Genomic DNA, 16019 nt, shown 5'->3' on the forward strand with positions numbered 1-16019 from the left:
CCGAGCCCTTGCGGGTGCTGTTCGCCACGACGGCCAAGCCGATGGCCACCGAGGCGACGCCCGGGGCGTTCTGGCGGGGCTGCGGCTGCTGGCGGTGGACTGGACCTGCTGGGACGTCGCGGACACGGAAGCCAACGAGGCCGCCTTCGGGCGTCCGGGCAGCGGCCGCGGGTCGGGCAGGAGCGCGTTTCCTCAGGTGCGGATGGCCGCTTTGGTGGAGGTGGGCAGCCATGCGGTGCTGGATGCGGAACTGGCCGGCTGCCGCACCGGCGAAGTCACACTTGTGGGCCGCCTGCCGCGTTCGGCCGGCCCGGGCCATCTCGTCCTGGCCGACCGCGAGTTCCTCGGAGTCCCGCTGTGGCAGGCCTTCACCGCCAGCGGTGCGGATCTGCTGTGGCGGGTGCCGGCCAACCGCGTTCTGCCGGTGATCAAGCAGTTCCGTGACGGGTCATGGATCTCCCAGATGAGGGCGAGCAGCGGTCCTGCCCGCAATGAGCCGGTCGTGGTCCGTGTCCTGGCCTACCAGCTCAAGGACCGGGTCGGTGAGGCTGCATCTGACGGCTACCGCCTGGTCACCACCCTGCTGGACGCTCGACGGTATCCGGCCCGGCAACTGGCGGCGCTCTACCGCGAGCGCTGGGAGATCGAGTCCGTCTTCGCCGAGATCAAGACCCATCAGCGAGGCGCACGCGTCGTACTCAGCAGCAAAACACCCGAGGGCATCCGGCAGCAGATCTGGGCGCATCTTCTGGTCCACCATGCTCTGCGCGAACTCATGCTGAGAACGGCAGCCACTCGCGGCCTGGACCCCGACCGGATCTCCTTCACTGAAACCTTGCGCTCTGCCCGGCGCAGTGTGACCGTCACGCCGGGCAGCTTTTCCCCCTGAGCTCCTGGTCAGAGTCCTGGTGATGCTCGAGCGAGACCTGCTGGAACGGCTCCTGCCCGTCAGACGACTCCGCAGCCAGGCCCGCGTCGTGAAACGCAAGATGTCCAACTACCACCTCAAGCGAACTGAAGACCGTGACTGGCCCCAGCCGACCCGCACCGGCCCGCAAGCCGTCCTCATCACAAGACCCCAACCCACAAGCCCCTAAAGCAACGGCATTGCGCCTAGGCCGCCCGCAACGGGTCTCTGACCTGCAGCCAGGAACTGTCCGGCAAGGTGTTGGCTGCAGTGTGTGCCCCGGTCGAGCACGGCTTCGCCCGCCTGGAGAACTGGAGGGTCCTGGGCAAGGTCCGTGCGGGTCTGTGGTGGGTGACCGTGCTGGTGTGGGCTCTGTTGGTGCTGACAGATGAGGAAGTCGCCCGCTGACCGATGTTCTTGTCGGTGGACTGCCGCCTCGGATCTGGCCGAGGTTCCCGGCGCCTATGCCGTACGGGCGAGGGTGCCGGCGATGAGGGTCGCCACCATCTCCTGCAGGGAGGAGGTGAAGTCCATGCGTAGCGCGGCCAGGGACGGGTCCGTGTCGTAGGCGGCGAGCATGCCGGGGGAGGGCCGGGCGTGGGTCCAGACGGCGCCGGCCGCCATGTAGACCTGCGCGCTGAGCTGTTCCGCCCCGTCGCCCAGTTCGGGCAGGTACTGGCGCGCCAGATCGGCCAGCGCGACGACATTGCCGATGGCCGCTTTCTTGTACCGGGCGGCGACCTCCGCGGACACGTTGTGCTCCAGGACACCGGCCTGCGCGCTGAGCAGGTCGCACAGCACCCGGTGCTGGGCAAGGGAGTGGGTGAACACGGCCGCGAATGCGTCGCCACGCCGGCCCACCGGGTGGTCGGGGTCGATTCCGGCGGCGAGCCGGTCGGGCAGTTCGGCCGTCCACTGTTTCCACGCGCTGTCCAGCAGCTCCAGCAGGATGGCCTCGCGCGATTCGAAGTAGCGCAGCACGTTGGATTTGGCCAGGCCGACGCGTCGGCTCAGCTCGTTGAGGCTGACCTCGGCGACCGGCATCTCGTCGAGCATCGCGGCCGTGGTGTCCAGGATCGCCTGGCGGCGGATCTCCCGCTGCTCATCGCTGCGAGCACGTTGAAAGGTTGTCATGACCCCATTCTACAGACCGGCGGTCTGTTGACATCAGACCGACGGTCTCTTACGTTTTCTCTCAAGAGACCGTCGGTCCGTTAAGGGGCCGAGGCGGGACGCGTAAGCGATTCCTAGAGGAGATCCACATCATGAGCAGCAACAAGAGTGACAAGAAGGTTGCAGTCATCACCGGCGGTGCGACGGGTATCGGTAAGGAGACCGCGCGGCTGCTGGTCGCGGACGGCGTGCATGTCGTCCTGAGCGGGCGGCGTGCGGACGTGGGTGCGCGGGCGGTCGAGGAGCTGACCAAGGACGGCGGCAGTGCCTCGTTCGTGGTGGCGGACATGGATTCGCCCGAGAGCATCAGGGCCCTGTTCGACTCGGTCCTGGCCGACTACGGCCGCCTGGACCACGCGGTCAACAACGCCGGTCTGGCCCACGAGACCGCCGCGATCGCCGACGCCGACCCGGTGAAGTTCCAGCAGATGCTGTCCACGAACGTGATGGGCCTGTTCCTGTGCCTGCAGCGCGAGATCCAGGAGATGCTCGCCGACGGCCATGGGGGCACCATCGTCAACCTGGCTTCCATCGCCGGCCTCAACGGCATCCCGTGGAGCGGCCCGTACGCGGCCACCAAGCACGCGGTCGTCGGCCTGACCAAGACCGCGGGCCTGGAGTACTCCTCGCAGGGCGTTCGCGTGAACGCGGTCGCCCCCGGCGCGATCAAGACCGACATAATCGCTAACGCCATCTCGCTCGGTCAGTACGACGAGGACACCATCACCGCGATGCATCCGATCGGCCGCATGGGCCTGCCCCAGGAGATCGCCGCGGGCATCCACTGGCTCCTGTCCGACGAGTCCTCCTTCGTCGCCGGCACGGTCCTCAACATCGACGGTGGCTTCCAGGCGAAGTAGCCCCCACGCATGCGCCACCCGCATGCCGACCACTCCAACCGCGTTACAAGACAAGGCCCGTCGTGGACACCCACCGCGACGGGCCCGACCAGCGAACCCGCACCAACAGCCCCTCGGTCACGGGCACCAGCTCGATCGGCTGTCGCAACGGCGGGGTCGTCCGGCCCGGTTCGGCGGTCTGCCCGGCCCGCCTGTTCCCGCTCGAAGCGGGTCGGCGACGGCTTCGTCGCCATGCGCTGGAACGCGTCCGGCACGGAGCCCTCCGACCCGGCCAAGGTCTCCCACAGGCAGCAGCTCGCCGACCGAGAGGACACTCCGTTGCGGCTCCTGATCGGATCGGCGCCGACGCCTACCAGTACACGATGGCCCATGCGCAGGGCCTTGCCGAACCTGAGGTCGCACGGCGGCGTATGAGCAAGTCCGTGTCCGCAGTGCACCACAAGGCACTCGCCGCGGTCGGTCCCCGGTCGAGCACGGCTTCGCCCATCTGAGGAACTGGCGCGTCCTCGGCAAGGTCCGCACGAATCCAAAGTGGGCGACCGATGCGGAAACTGCTGGTGCTGACGAGCCAGGAAGCCGCCCGCTGACAGACGATCTTGTCAATGGACTACCGCCGGCCTCTGCCGGTCCCGCCTCGGAGGGCCGTGCTCTACCCTTGCCGCAGCCGTTCACGGCAACGTCGACCGTGACGACCACCACGGGCGCCTGGAGTGCGACGGCGTCGCATTCGAGACGGGCGTCCCCAGGCCGCGGCAGGTCAAGTTCACCGTCGTCGTCCAGGACATCCGCAACGCCAAGGACAGGATCTACGGTGCCGGCGAGCGATGGAAGGTCGGCGTCCTCAACGCCTTCTGCTACAACCAACGGAACAGCAAGTGCCCCGCATGGATGCATCTGTGACTGATCCAGAAGACCGTGAGCAGCAGGCGGATGTCACCCGTCTGCGCTGTACTACCTGAACGCACCGGTTGCCGAGTACTGCCGTCTGCGCGGTGTCCTGCCGGCCCCTGGCGTCGTACGGATCGCCGTCCGCGCCGGGGGCGACGAGCACGCTATGGACTTCCTGTACGAGATTCCCCACGACGCGGTGGCCCCATACTGCATCCCCGGCCTGCTCCGCACCGTCCTGACTGGTCCTCAGATCTACAGCAGCAGCGATGTCGACGAGGTCATGGGGATGACGCTCGTTCGCCTCCGCCCCGAAGAGATCAGCCCGGCGCCGGAGCCCGAACACGGCCGGGCGCTCACCGTCCTGCGCGCGCTGTACGACCCCGGCGACGAGGAGAACCCCTTCTTGATCGGCTTTCTGATGCACGGCGAGGGCCTGCTGCGCCTGTACGTGCAGCGCCCCGACCGCCCCGGCGTCATCGGCGTAGACATCCGTCTGGCCGAGACGCCCCACCGCTCTGATCGCCTCATTGCCCACTCGCGTGAGAGAGGAGCAGTACCATCGGCCAGCCCCGGACGACCCGCACTGCGATCTCCTCGTGGACCTGACCGACTGGTAGGACGGCGCCGAGTGATGTGGGGTGGCAATCTAACTGGCGACCTGACAGATCCTCAGGCGCTACGGGGCCGTGGCCACCAGGTATGACGAACTTAGTCGTTCGCTGCGCGGCGTGCGTGCGGTTCACTGTGCTACGGCCCTCATCGGTGGCGGCCGGGGCCGGAGTCCGTCACCGGACGGAGGCGGCGGAGGGCTCTGCGGGTGCGGATCGACTGCTTCATCATGTTCTCTGACCGGTTTGTCTGATTCGGTTTGTCTGTTCGGGTGCGCTGCGGAGCGAGCCGGCTCAGATGCCGTAGGGGTCTTCGAGGACGTAGAGGGTCCAGAGCTGGTCGAAGTGCCAGCGGTCGAAGGCGTAGGCGCGTTCGTCGGCCTGGGCGACGGCGACCCACTGTCCGTGGTGGCGGTGGTAGACGCGGTGGCCGTCGTAGCGGAGCTGGGGGCCGTGGTCGTCGGTACGCCAGTAGGTGTAGCCCGAGGCGTCCCGCTCGCCGTGCCACTGGCGCTGTCCGTCCGAGAGAGACCATCCCTGGCTGATCCGGGAGAGGCTGCTGTGCTGGGCCACGCTGACGACGGCGGTGTGGTGAGCGCCATGCTGGTCCGCGGGCAGGGTGGCTGCCGAGGCGGTGCCGGTGACGGCGAGGAGGGCGCTGCCGGTCATGGTGACGGTGGCGGCGGCGAGGGCGAGGCGGGTCGTCAGCTTCTTCATGGTGGTGTCTCCTTGCTTCGCCCGCTCTGTTGCGCGGGCGGTGAACGATCGACGCGTCAGGCTGAGGGGCTCGTGGCCGGTACGGCTGAGCAACGTCATGCGTTGACGCTATCAGATCGTTGAGAGACATCAATGAATGAGCGGGTGTGACTGTCGACTCACGGAAACGAAGCTGCCCGGGGATGCCGCTGATCCGCGAAGGCTGTCGGCTCGCGTCCGCTCCGGCCGCCCCGCACCGGCGGTCGGGGTCGTGAAGCGCGGTGGAGGAGGGGCGCAGCGCGCCCGTCGCTGCAGTGCCGCAGCCGCCCCTTCCTGCCGGCGGTCGGGGTCATAGGGGGCGGTTGCGGAGGGCTGCGGGCCTGAGGGGGCCTCGAGGCCCCTGCGGCCAGCCTTGCGGCGAACGGCCCGGGCGGCGGATTGCTGGCCGGTTCCGGTCGCCGGTCAGGGAGCGGGCCGTCCGGGGCGGTGTGGTCCGGGACTGCGTGGCGGCATCGCCGGTCACGCCCCCCTTGTCCGTCGCTATGGCCCGGGGCCTGCCGGTCGTGTCCTTGCTGTGGACCGGACCTACATCATTGAGCCCCTGCTGTCTTTGTGGAGGCTGTCGGCTCGCGTCCGCTCCGGCCGCCCCACTCGGCCGGTGGTCGGGGTCGTGAGGTTCGGGGTCGTGAGGCGCGGTGGCGGAAGGCTGCGGGCCCGAGGGGGCTCAGGTTGTCACGGCCTGGCGGGAAGCGGCCCGGGCTGGCGGTTCGTGGGCCGGTTCCGGTCGCCGGGTGGAGACGAGGCCGTTCGGGGCAGTCCGGGGTGGTGCGGCGGCGCCGCCGTCACGCCTCCCTGTCCTCCGCCGTGGTCTCGGTCCTGCTGGCCGTGTTCTTCGCCGCGGTGCCGGTCCTGCCCGGCTGTGTCCCTCGCCGTGGGCCAGACTCGCACCGTTGAGTACCTGCTATCATCGATGCTGATAGATGATTTTGTTCGGCTGATGGTTTGCTGCGAGGCAAGGTGAGTGGGGTGACAATGACTGCGGATCTGACCGGCATCGTCGAGACCGAGCCCCTTGGTCGGCTGGGCTTTCTGCTTGCCCGGCACGGTGCTATCGCGTATGCCCGTACGGAGCACGCGTTCAAGCTGTGCGGGCTGACGCCCCGCCAGGGCGCGACGCTGGTCCTGCTGGGCGAGTCGGGCAACATGAGCCAGAAGGGCATGGCCGAGGTCCTGGAGGTGGACCCCAGCATCCTGTGCGGGATCCTCAATGACCTCGAGAACACCCACCTCGTCGAGCGCCGGCGCGATCCCGCCGACCGGCGCCGTCACATCGTGGCGCTCACCGACGAGGGCAGCCGTGCCCTGGCCAGGGCCCAGGACGCCATCACCGCCGTGGAGAACGAACTCTTCGCCGACTTCAGCCCCGACGAGCTCTCCACCCTGCGCAGCCTCCTCGCCCGGGTCAGGACCTCCAAGAGTGTCAGGACGCCGGGGAGCGACTCCTTCTGCACCTGACCGACCCGCCACCACCAGGCAGCCAGGGGCCACGGGTATTCCCGTGGCCCCTTCGCCATGCCACCCTTCTGCCCTTCTGCGCTTCCGTGGATCCTCGGCAGTTTCGTTGTGGTGGCGGGTGCGCGGCCAGGCGGCCCTCGACGGTCCTCCGCGGTCCTTGGTGGTGTGTTGGGATGGGTGCGGTGTCATCGGCTCCCGCAATCGGGCGATGGCAGGTTCCCAGGCACGATCAACTGTGGGGCCATTGCGGGGCCTTGGCGAATACTGAGAGGTCGTTAAGTCCGTTTTCAAGTGGCCTTAACTGGTTTGGGTGAGGAAGCCTTGGCGGGCGAGGCGGCTGCGAGTGTTGTTCATGTCCGGGGCGCGGGTGCGCTGGTCGGGCAGTCGTGCTGTGCACGATCTGCCGGTAGGCGGTGGTGCGTTGGCCGTGGGGACTGGACCGGTCGGATATTCGGTGCTCTGGTCGCTCTCATGAAGGCAAGATGGTGCGCATGACGTTGGTCACCCCGATACTGCACACCGCTCGCCTGCGACTGCGCCCCTTCACCGACGCTGACGCGGACCCCCTCTTCGCACTGCAGAGCAACGCCCATGTGCTGCGCTACTGGGACAGTTCACCGTGGACCGAACGCGAGCGTGCCGAGCAGTTCATCGCCCGTTGCCGAGCGATGGAGAAGGAGGGCACCGGGGCCCGGCTGGCCGTGGATCGTGTCTGCGACGGAGCGTTCATCGGCTGGTGCACCCTGAACTCGTGGAATCCGGACTTCCGTAGTGCCTCGCTGGGCTACTGCTACAACGATGCGGCGTGGGGCCACGGCTACGCGACAGAGGCCGCGCACGCATTGCTGCAGTGGGCGTTCGGCACGTTGGACCTGAATCGCGTCCAGGCTGAGACCGATACGCGCAACGTGGCATCTGCCCGGGTCCTGGAGAAGATCGGATTCGTGCGTGAAGGGACGCTACGGGAAGACTGCATCGTGAACGGCGAGGTATCCGACTCGTGGGTGTTCGGGTTGATCAGGCGAGAGTGGCGGCCGTCGACTGCGCCAATTCCAGCTCGCTAAGATGTAGTCCAGCTTGATCAACCCGTGGGTGGAGCGGTTGGCCGGGTCGTCGCACTCCCGGTAGGAATCGTAAAGGGGCTGCAGTACCTGCCTGGCTGTGTCCTTCACTACCGACGTGAGCGTCGCGTTCAGGTCACCGCCGACGACGCCCCGGTATCCGGCATACCCGCCGGCCGACGCCGCCACTGTCTTCGCCTGCTGTTCCTCATAGGCCCGCGTCGGGTCGTCGTAGTTCGCACCACCGGTGCTGAAGTAGGCTGTGCAGACCATCACTGCCCAGGACGGCACAGCGGCGCAGAGTGCGGTTTGCGCTCCTTGCCGTTGGGGGAGTCGAGTTCGACGGCCCGGTACCAGCCGTTCTCGGCGGGTACGGCGACGGCGACTCCGTAGGCGCCGCGGTTCTTTGCACGGGCCTTCTGCGCGTACTGCCCTGTGTTCCCGATCTCGTACTGGATCGGAGCGAACCGCACGTCCCATGTGTCGGCCCCGCCGTCGAGCCGTCTTTCGATCTCCTGCTCCAGAGGCTTTGCCAGCTTCTCGCAGAACTCCTCGAAGTAGACCATGTCGGCGCCTGAGTTGATGACCTTCTGTGCAACCGCATCGGTGAACTGGTCGACCGACGTGTAGTACATGGCGCAGGCGTCGTTGTTGGTGCACACATTCCACGTCAGTGCGTGGACGCGGCGGGCGGGCGTGCTCGAGGCAGCGGGCGGCGTGTCCGAGGTCGCGATCTGCCTGACCTTGAACAGCTCCCACGAACCGGGTATCTCGGACGCGGACACACGGGCCCTCACCAGACCCGCGTCGCCACCCGTGTTGTCGATCTCAGCGGAGACGCAGCACTGGCTCGTCACACCGCCCTCGTTGAGCGTTGAGCGTTGAACGTGTACCGCAACGTGAACCAGCCGTCGCTCTGCGGCACCAGCTCGAGACGCTCTGAGGCCCCGATGCTTTCGGGCTGCCGCGCACGCAGCATGCCGAAGTGCGACCCAGTGTCGTGGAACTCGGCGGAGACGTACTCGCCGTTCGCCTCCGACCCCGAGGAGCCGGCTGCATAGAAGGTCTGCACGAAACGGAAGGACTGACAGATCTCCGATTCGCTGCGGCCGGCCTACCCCGGCTCAGCACGCTGCGTACGTCTGGGCAGCGCCTGCCGTGGGTTGCCTGGACAGGAGATCCGATACCCCCAGCGCTAAAATGGGCTGGCAGGCAGACTCAAAAGCGACCGGGGCCGGACGCTGAAGGCTCCCGTGATCGGCCTGGAGCCACCTCCTTGCCGGGCTGGCCGAACGGGGCGGCCGAAGGGGCCTGAGGGCGTGCCTCAACGGGCACGTCGGCGTCCCAGCCACCGACCGTGACGGCAGCGTTGCCCCACCGGCCGAACGTCGCCACTGCCAGAACAGCGGCGGTCCGTACCTCACGGCTTGCTGTCCGAGGCCGAGGCGCTGACGGAACCGACCCTTCGCGAGGTATGCGCCGGACAACCGCGCACCGCGTTTCCCGGTGCACACGTTGAACGAACGAAAGGAATGCTATGCGCGCCCTCACTCACCGACTGCACGGTGCATGCGCTGCCGCGTGCGCAATCCCCCTGCTCGTGCTGCCCGCCGCAGCCGGCGCGAGCGCCGCCCCCGCCGCACCTGCCGGGCCCAACGTCGTGCTGCAGGCCAACGCCAACGAGATCCTGGCTCTGGAGAACGCCGAACGAGAGAAGGCCGGTTGCTCGGCGCTGAGCATGAACAGCCAGCTCACCGCGGCCGCGCAGGCTCACAGCGAGGACATGGCCAAGAACAACTTCTTCTCGCACACCGGATCCGACGGATCGAGCATCTCGCAGCGGGTCGAAAAGGCCGGCTTCAGCCCGTCCATACCGACCGAGGAGAACATCCACCAGGGTGGTTCCACCTCGCAGGCGGTCTTCGACAGCTGGATGGGCAGCGCACCTCACAAGGCCGCCATCCTGAACTGCAAGTGGAAGCAGACCGGACTTGCCGGCGCCTCCGGCAACCTCTGGACCCAACTCTTCGGCACCTGACCGGTTCCGGAACCCGAGGTGAGGGATCGCAACGCACAAAGCTCCCGTGCCGTTGGGGGAGATGTTCGAAGTCTCCAACCCACCGGCACAGGAGTCTCGTTGGTTCCATTGACCGCGGCCTGGTAGACCTCGGTTCGGGAGGCGCTCCTGCAACAGGCGTTTCACGTCGCTCGCGGGCCGAGGATTACGAGCCCGACGGCGACGACGAGCCGGATGGCGACGACGAGCCGGACTATAGTGCGCGGCTTCTCGCCTACCGGAAACGGTGAGGATCTCGTGGCAGGCCGGCCAGGCGGGAGAGGTGCAGGCGCAGCCGTTCCTCGCATCTCCTCGTCATCCTTCGTGAAGACGGGGCCGAACTGGGGCAGCAGGGTGATGAGGAAGGGCCGGACCATCAGCGAGTCCCGCCGCTCTCCCGCGGGGACCAGAGCTGCGATGAGGTCCATGAGGGCACGCGCCAAGTCGAAGCGCCAGGTGCCGTCGAATGCCGTGCGGGTGCGCTGCGCGGCAGCGGTCAGCTCATCCAGGAACGCTGCCGGCGTTGCCTTGGTGTCGGCAGCGTCGATCTCTCGCTCCCGTACGGGGATTACTCATGCACCCCAGCTGCGATCCTGACACGGGCGGTGGCTCACTCTAGGCGCAGGCTGATGGGGAGCCGGTCAGCGCCCGGGCCGAAGTAGTCCGGGCGGAGTTCGTCGGGGTCGATCGTGAAGCCGAGGGATCTGTAGAGATGTAGGGCCGAGGTGTTGCCTGGAGCGACCACGGACAGAGCCTTGCGTACGCCCTCTTCCCGGCGGGCGCGCAGCAATTCGCTCATGAGGAGCCGTCCCAGACCGTGCCCGCGCTTGTGCGGTGTGACGCCCAGGCTCAGTAGCCAGCACGAGCCGTCGCGTTTCGTGGCGGCGGCCATGATGTAGCCAGTGAGCGTGCCGTTGTCGTCGACGACCAGCATGTGGTCATCGCACGCGTCGAAGAACTGGCGCAGGGCGAAGTAGGGGTAGGCGTCGGCAGTGAACGCTTCTCGGTCGAGCCGGTGCACGTCCGGCAGATCGGTTTCCACGGCCCGTCTGATCATTTGTCCTGGACGGCCGTGAGCTGAAGCGAACAGGGCGGCGGAGGGCGGGAAATGATCACCATCGTGTGTGCTCATGCCAGTCCTCAGTAGCTTCACATGGCCAGTCGTACAGGCAACTTTGACGTATTGTTCCGTATCCGGCCATTGGTCGGCTCGCGCTAAAGCGTGCTGCCGGCCACGCATTCCAGATGACCCGCAGGGCAGGCGAGACCCACTGCCATCGAAGGGCACCTCAGACGAGGCACGGCACGATGTCAGTGCCCTGCGGCATAGTGCCGCGCATGATCAACGACTTGCAGAGCATCGACTGGTCGTCGATGAACCACGCCTACGGCCCGGCCGGCGATGTTCCCCTGTGGCTGCGGGCGATGACTTCGCCCGACGCCGAGGCCCGGGAGAAGGCTTTCGACGACTTTTATGGTGCGGCCCACCATCAGGGGGACGTGTATCCGTGCACGACGGCCAGCCTGCCGTTCCTGTTCGAGATGGCCGACGACCCCACGGCTCCGGACCGTGCCTCGATCGTGGAACTGCTGGTCAGCATCGGTCGCGAAGCCCTCGACCGCAGCGACGGCATCCACTTCGCGCCGGACGGGACCGGGTCGACGGCCGGCGCGGACAGTGCCGCATTCATGCGCGAGCACGGCGACGCCTTCATCGCCTACGCCTCGGATCCGGATCTGCGCGTGCGCAGAGCGGGGATCCAGGGGCTCGGGCTCTTCCTGGACGACGCCGGCAAGGCGGTCGGGATACTGCAGGACCGGCTGCCGTGCGAGAAGGGGGTCACGGAGCGGCTGTTGGTCGTTCAGACGATGGCCGATCTGGCGCTGCGGCTGCCTGACGCACGAGCCGCCGTCACTGCGTTGCTCGATACCTTGGCCGACGAGACGGCAGGCAGCACGGACATCCGCCTCGCCGCCCTCGTCCACCGGTCCCGCTGCGCCCCCGCGGACATCGCCCAAGCAACCGTGACCACGGCGATCGGACTGCTGCGCGAGCTCACTCCACCGCTGCCGCCGCAATCCGGTGACCCGGCGCACCGGGGCGGCTCCGAAGCATGCGTCTGCCCTGCCGATGCCGGGCCGACGGCGGTCGGGACCGTCCCGCCCCAGGTGGCCGCGGCGTTCGCCGACCTCGAGCGACACAACCGGGTCCACGCACCCACCACGTCCTTGCTGCGCGCCTTCCACGGGGTACTGGACGCACGCCTGCCCGAACGCACGGCCCTGCTCACCGAACAGCTCAACAGCCCGGACACGGCCACCCGCTACGACGCGATCCGTATGACCCAGGAACTGATCACCTCCTGGAGGGGCGATCACACCGACCTCGTCCTCCTCCTCGCACACTGTCTGCTCCCCGAGGACCCGTACACCTCCACCGCTGCGGCCGAAAGCCTCGGATCCCTCTCGCCCGTCTCCGAGCCGGCCCGTGAAGCCCTGGCCGCTTACGTCACCGCACAGGGACCCGACATGTGGGCGGCGCCGCAACCCCTGCTGCGCCGCGCCCACCAGGAAGCCGTCATGGCGCTGGCCGGCCTCGGAGATGTACGGGCCCTGCCCAGCCTGCTGGTGGCGCTGGACACCGGCACCGACGCCTGGCGTGCCGTACAGGCGGCCAGGCATCTACGTCCGGCCGCAGCCGACCTGGTGCCCCGGCTGAACAGACGGCTCGCCGAGGCCGACTACTCGGGACAGTGGCCCGACATGAGCACCAACGCGCTGATGTCCGCCCTGGGCGCGCTCGGCGAAACCGCCGCCGTTCCCCACCTCACCGACGCTCTCAGCACCGCGCTTCGGCACGAGCGATGGGGCACTGTCGTCTCAGCCCTGCAGGCGCTCGCCTCGTTCGGTACCCGGGCCGCACCGGCCCTTGAGGTGATTCGCCCGCTGACCGGCGCAAAGGACGTGGACCTGCGTGCGGCTGCCGCGGCCGCTGTGTGGGAGCTCGAACGCGACCCGGCCACCGCGGTTCCACTGCTTGAGGACCTCCTCGACAGCCATCATCATGACGAAGCAGCCGATGTCCTCGGCCGGATCGGCCGGCCCGCCGAGGCCGTGGTGCCACGTCTGCGGCAGATGCTGAACGCCGGCTATGAGTGGACCCGCGTCCACGTAGCGGCAGCCCTGTGGGATATCGCAGGTGAGGCCGAGGCCGGTGTCGTCGTGCCGGCACTGTTGGCGGCCTGGGAGAAGAACGAGTACACCTCCAACCACGTCCTGGCGTGCCTGAACCGTATGGGCCCGGCAGCCATACCAGCCCTGCCCCGCATCCAGAGGGAGCTGACCTTGCCCCGCCGCAGCGGCCGCTACAACAGCATCGCCAACGATGACGAACTGCAGAACAACTGCCGCGCCATCCTGACGCGCCTCACCTGACCAATACCCCCCAGCGTGCGAGATGGGCTGGGTGAGGAGCATTGTCGATCGACCGGAGGCGAGACAGAGGTTGTTTCACCGTCGGCATCGGCGCTCTCCGAGCCGTTCTTGCCACCGTCCAGCAGACCGTCTTCAGGCGTCTGTTCGCCCGTCGTGCGGTTGTTGTGCGGGCGGGGGTCGGTGAGGGTTTCGATCGTGCCGGGGCCGATTCCGGGGCCGGAGGTGAGGGTGGGATGATCCTGTCCCGTCCGGTACGCCTGGCGACGCCACGTGTACCGGATCGCCGGTGACCGATGAGGAAGACGAAGGATCGATGACGCTGAACGTGGGCCAACGGGTGCGGCTGGCGGCGGATCTCCGGTTGGCCGGGTCGGTGACCCCAGTCGGTGAGCCCCAGCAGGAGACGGGTGCCTTCGCCGCCTCTGTGGCCCTGGCAGCAGGCATCGAGGGCACCGTCGAGCGTGTGGACGAGCATCACCGGCAGCAGAGCCACGAGGTCCGTGAGTACCTGCGCCTCAAGTCGCTCCTGGGCGACTTCGGCCACCAGATGCCGCCGGCGAGCAGAAAGCAACTGGAGGAGCAGGTGGGGGCCTTGGAAGAGCAGTGGGTCGCCTACCAGCGACGGATGCTCCACGTCACGGTCCGCGTCCGGCTCGACAACGGATTCGTCCTCGACGATGTCCCCGAGGAGGCTTTCGCCTCCGCCTGATCAGGCGTCCGGCGCTCGCTTTCCGGGCGCCGGCATGCCAGTCGAGCGGGACACCCGGGTTGACGATGTGGCGCGGGTCGGGGCTGTTCTTGGCGGCTCGCAGCGCCAGTGCGAAGGGTTCGGAGTGCTGGAGGGCGTGGCGGGGCGGTGGTCACAGTCCACGGTGCGATGGTGGGTGATCGTGCTGCGGTCGCGGTGCAGGACCTCGGTCGTGGCGGCCTTGATGTCGTTCCAGACCCGGACTTCGTCGCTGGGGAGGCCGGCCACTGCCATGGTGAAGCAGGGGGCGGCGCCGTCGCGAGGGTCAGACGGCAGTTGACCGGTGGCCTTCAGAGCGGTGGGCCGACCTCGATGTGCACAGCGTCGATGAGCCCACGACCGCGCCCATGCGGGCCAGTCCGTCACGCAGGTAGTGCATGCGAAGCAACGCCGAGTGCTGTGCGCTGACGGCCGCGTAGGCTCCCGTGCCGCCTCCGCCCGTTGGCCCGCCAACGCGGCCTGGGTGCGGATCGGCCGGAGCAGGGACTTGAGGTTCATGGCGGATCGCCTTCTGGTCGGCGGGCGTCGACGGCGGCGCCCGGGTGCCCGGGGCTGGTGCCCGGGGCGACATGGAGAAACCCAGCGAGCATTTAAATTGTGTGTCGCGGGGCCGGCAGCGGCCCGATCGTGCTGCTGACGGTGGTGGTCAGGGTGGTGGTGCGGCCCACACCGGGAGCAGGAAAAGCAGGAGCTGACGGTCAGGGAGATTCGTGGCTGTCTCGCTGCCCGAACTCCTCCGAACGGCCCAATGCCTTCGGTGACAACGGAGGGCCTCTGTTCGGGGGACCCTTCGCAGGCCTGGTCAGAGGGCGTCGACGCCGCTCACCTTCCAGCCGTCGGAGGTGCGGGTGAGCGTCATACGCACCCGGTTCAGGTCCAGCCGGGGCTCCGGGGCCTGGGTGCTCCGGGTGACCTGGTTGACGAAGAGCAGGACGACGGCCCGGTCCGGTGTGGCCGACACGACGGAGACCGCCGGGGTGCCGCCGTCGGCGGGTGTGGCCACGGTCGCCTTCACCACGCCGTGGTACTTCGTCGCGGTCGGCGTGACCACTGCCTTCGTGGTCTTGCCGTACTGGTCGCGGAAGTGCCCGGTCAGCAGGGCGCGGGCTCGGGAGAAGTCCCGGTCCAGGTGCCGGTAGTCGTACGACAGCACGACCGGCGCCGCCTTCCTCGCGGCCGCGAGGGCCTCGCCGCGGGCCTGTTCCGCCTGTCGCCCCTGCCGGTACTGCCAGCCGACGACGGCGGTCGCGACCAGGGCCGCCACGAGGATGACGCCCAGCACCGCGGTGAGCACCTTCCGCCCGGTCTCGTGCGGGGGCGCGTCGTCCTCCGGCTCCTCCTCGAACGACTTGGGTGACTCGGGCTCCGGCGGGTCCTCCCAGCCGTTCGCCGGGGGCTCGACGAGCAGGGTGCGCCCCGAGGGAGGCTGCTCTTCCTGGCGGGCACCGCGCTCGGGGCGCTCGGGCCGCCCGGCGCGCTTGGCTGCCGCGCGGGCGGCCGCGGTCATGGTGCGGCGGGCGGGTGAGCCGGTGCCGCGGGTGCGGGAGGTCGGGTTCGCCACGGTGTCTCTTCTCATCGATGGCCTCACGGGTGGGTCAGCCCACGAACGCGACGTCGGAGGTCAGCCAGCGGCCGGCCACGCGCGTGAGGTCGAGCTGGAGCCGGTAGGTGCGCGCCTGGCCCTCGGGCGCGGCGGTGTTGGTCACCTTGCTGTCGGCCACGACCAGGACCCGGGCCGAGCGTGCGTCGGACCGCACGACGCCCGCTTCCAGGACCTGTCCCTCGGACACCGACTCGTTCCGCGCAACCAGCTTCGTCAGTTGTGCGGTCTGTGCGGCGAACTCCTTCTTGAACTCGCCGGTGGCGCCCTTCAGCACGGTGGCGCTGTCCCGGTCGTAGTGCCGGTAGTCGAGCGAGGTGAAGCTCAGCGCCGACTGGCGAGCCGCCGCCAGGATGTCCTGACGGCGCTGTTCCGCCGCGTGCTGGTCGGACAGCTTGTGGCCCAGCCAGACACACGGCACGGTCGTCAGCACGGTCGCGGCGACGAGCCCCGCCGACAGCAGCCTCAT

General features: G+C 68.4%; 15 protein-coding genes and 1 pseudogene. 9 read left to right on the top strand and 7 right to left on the bottom strand.

The features are described 5' to 3' along the window. The first annotated feature begins 94 nt into the window (after positions 1-94). Positions 95-889, top strand: coding sequence for an IS4 family transposase (locus ACSYGO_RS45605; RefSeq protein ID WP_460390370.1), 795 nt, complete (start codon positions 95-97; stop codon positions 887-889). Positions 890-1177: 288 nt separating this feature from the next. Next, the gene (locus ACSYGO_RS45610) at positions 1178-1315 is read left to right on the top strand and encodes a hypothetical protein (RefSeq protein WP_460390371.1); all 138 of its coding nucleotides are present in this window, start codon (positions 1178-1180) and stop codon (positions 1313-1315) included. 54 nt (positions 1316-1369) lie between these two features. Here ACSYGO_RS45610 and ACSYGO_RS45615 read toward each other — a convergent pair whose 3' ends face one another. After that, a complete protein-coding gene (locus ACSYGO_RS45615) occupies positions 1370-2041 on the bottom strand; it encodes a TetR family transcriptional regulator (protein WP_460390372.1) in 672 nt (223 codons plus the stop codon). Between the two features lie 131 nt (positions 2042-2172). On the opposite strand from ACSYGO_RS45615, the gene ACSYGO_RS45620 reads away from it, so the two are divergent. Continuing rightward, entirely contained in the window at positions 2173-2940 is a 768-nt protein-coding gene (locus tag ACSYGO_RS45620) for an SDR family NAD(P)-dependent oxidoreductase (RefSeq protein ID WP_460390373.1), read from the top strand. Positions 2941-3994: 1054 nt separating this feature from the next. Continuing rightward, positions 3995-4534, top strand: a complete 540-nt coding sequence (locus tag ACSYGO_RS45625) for a hypothetical protein (protein ID WP_460390374.1) — start codon at positions 3995-3997, stop codon at positions 4532-4534. A 199-nt stretch (positions 4535-4733) separates the two neighbouring features. Here ACSYGO_RS45625 and ACSYGO_RS45630 read toward each other — a convergent pair whose 3' ends face one another. Next, positions 4734-5156, bottom strand: a complete 423-nt coding sequence (locus tag ACSYGO_RS45630) for a hypothetical protein (RefSeq protein WP_426678892.1) — start codon at positions 5154-5156, stop codon at positions 4734-4736. 1011 nt (positions 5157-6167) lie between these two features. Here ACSYGO_RS45630 and ACSYGO_RS45635 point away from each other — a divergent pair. Both ACSYGO_RS45635 and ACSYGO_RS45640 read left to right on the top strand, forming a co-directional pair. Continuing rightward, positions 6168-6650, top strand: coding sequence for a MarR family winged helix-turn-helix transcriptional regulator (locus ACSYGO_RS45635; protein ID WP_426679036.1), 483 nt, complete (start codon positions 6168-6170; stop codon positions 6648-6650). A 491-nt stretch (positions 6651-7141) separates the two neighbouring features. After that, complete coding sequence (locus ACSYGO_RS45640; protein WP_460390375.1) at positions 7142-7714, top strand: GNAT family N-acetyltransferase; 573 nt, start codon at positions 7142-7144, stop codon at positions 7712-7714. A gap of 269 nt (positions 7715-7983) precedes the next feature. Here ACSYGO_RS45640 and ACSYGO_RS45645 read toward each other — a convergent pair whose 3' ends face one another. Then, on the bottom strand, positions 7984-8568 hold the full coding sequence (locus ACSYGO_RS45645; RefSeq protein WP_460390376.1) for a hypothetical protein: 585 nt from the start codon (positions 8566-8568) through the stop codon (positions 7984-7986). Between the two features lie 680 nt (positions 8569-9248). On the opposite strand from ACSYGO_RS45645, the gene ACSYGO_RS45650 reads away from it, so the two are divergent. Further along, positions 9249-9749, top strand: coding sequence for a CAP domain-containing protein (locus ACSYGO_RS45650; protein WP_460390377.1), 501 nt, complete (start codon positions 9249-9251; stop codon positions 9747-9749). Between the two features lie 320 nt (positions 9750-10069). On the opposite strand, the pseudogene ACSYGO_RS45655 reads toward ACSYGO_RS45650, so the two are convergent. Next, a pseudogene (locus tag ACSYGO_RS45655) lies at positions 10070-10225 on the bottom strand (glycosyltransferase family 2 protein); the annotation flags it as partial. Positions 10226-10377: 152 nt separating this feature from the next. Further along, positions 10378-10809, bottom strand: a complete 432-nt coding sequence (locus tag ACSYGO_RS45660) for a GNAT family N-acetyltransferase (RefSeq protein ID WP_460390378.1) — start codon at positions 10807-10809, stop codon at positions 10378-10380. Positions 10810-11105: 296 nt separating this feature from the next. On the opposite strand from ACSYGO_RS45660, the gene ACSYGO_RS45665 reads away from it, so the two are divergent. Further along, positions 11106-13202: a HEAT repeat domain-containing protein gene (locus ACSYGO_RS45665; RefSeq protein WP_460390379.1), complete on the top strand. Its 2097-nt coding sequence runs from the start codon at positions 11106-11108 to the stop codon at positions 13200-13202. A 313-nt stretch (positions 13203-13515) separates the two neighbouring features. Then, positions 13516-13911: a hypothetical protein gene (locus ACSYGO_RS45670; protein WP_460390380.1), complete on the top strand. Its 396-nt coding sequence runs from the start codon at positions 13516-13518 to the stop codon at positions 13909-13911. A gap of 841 nt (positions 13912-14752) precedes the next feature. Here the strand turns inward: ACSYGO_RS45670 and ACSYGO_RS45675 are convergent. Both ACSYGO_RS45675 and ACSYGO_RS45680 read right to left on the bottom strand, forming a co-directional pair. After that, a complete protein-coding gene (locus ACSYGO_RS45675) occupies positions 14753-15511 on the bottom strand; it encodes a hypothetical protein (RefSeq protein ID WP_460390381.1) in 759 nt (252 codons plus the stop codon). Between the two features lie 34 nt (positions 15512-15545). Further along, the gene (locus ACSYGO_RS45680) at positions 15546-16019 is read right to left on the bottom strand and encodes a hypothetical protein (protein ID WP_460390382.1); all 474 of its coding nucleotides are present in this window, start codon (positions 16017-16019) and stop codon (positions 15546-15548) included.

It is taken from the genome of Streptomyces krungchingensis (assembly GCF_054729265.1).

Excerpts from the sequence above, each read along its gene's own strand:
- ACSYGO_RS45640 (WP_460390375.1), top strand. The coding sequence starts at position 7,142 with ATGACGTTGGTCACCCCGATACTGCACACCGCTCGCCTGCGACTGCGC.
- ACSYGO_RS45635 (WP_426679036.1), top strand. The coding sequence starts at position 6,168 with ATGACTGCGGATCTGACCGGCATCGTCGAGACCGAGCCCCTTGGTCGG.
- ACSYGO_RS45615 (WP_460390372.1), bottom strand. The coding sequence starts at position 2,041 with ATGACAACCTTTCAACGTGCTCGCAGCGATGAGCAGCGGGAGATCCGC.
- ACSYGO_RS45625 (WP_460390374.1), top strand. The coding sequence starts at position 3,995 with ATGGACTTCCTGTACGAGATTCCCCACGACGCGGTGGCCCCATACTGC.
- ACSYGO_RS45665 (WP_460390379.1), top strand. The coding sequence starts at position 11,106 with ATGATCAACGACTTGCAGAGCATCGACTGGTCGTCGATGAACCACGCC.
- ACSYGO_RS45630 (WP_426678892.1), bottom strand. The coding sequence starts at position 5,156 with ATGAAGAAGCTGACGACCCGCCTCGCCCTCGCCGCCGCCACCGTCACC.
- ACSYGO_RS45670 (WP_460390380.1), top strand. The coding sequence starts at position 13,516 with ATGACGCTGAACGTGGGCCAACGGGTGCGGCTGGCGGCGGATCTCCGG.
- ACSYGO_RS45680 (WP_460390382.1), bottom strand. The coding sequence starts at position 16,019 with ATGAGGCTGCTGTCGGCGGGGCTCGTCGCCGCGACCGTGCTGACGACC.
- ACSYGO_RS45620 (WP_460390373.1), top strand. The coding sequence starts at position 2,173 with ATGAGCAGCAACAAGAGTGACAAGAAGGTTGCAGTCATCACCGGCGGT.
- ACSYGO_RS45650 (WP_460390377.1), top strand. The coding sequence starts at position 9,249 with ATGCGCGCCCTCACTCACCGACTGCACGGTGCATGCGCTGCCGCGTGC.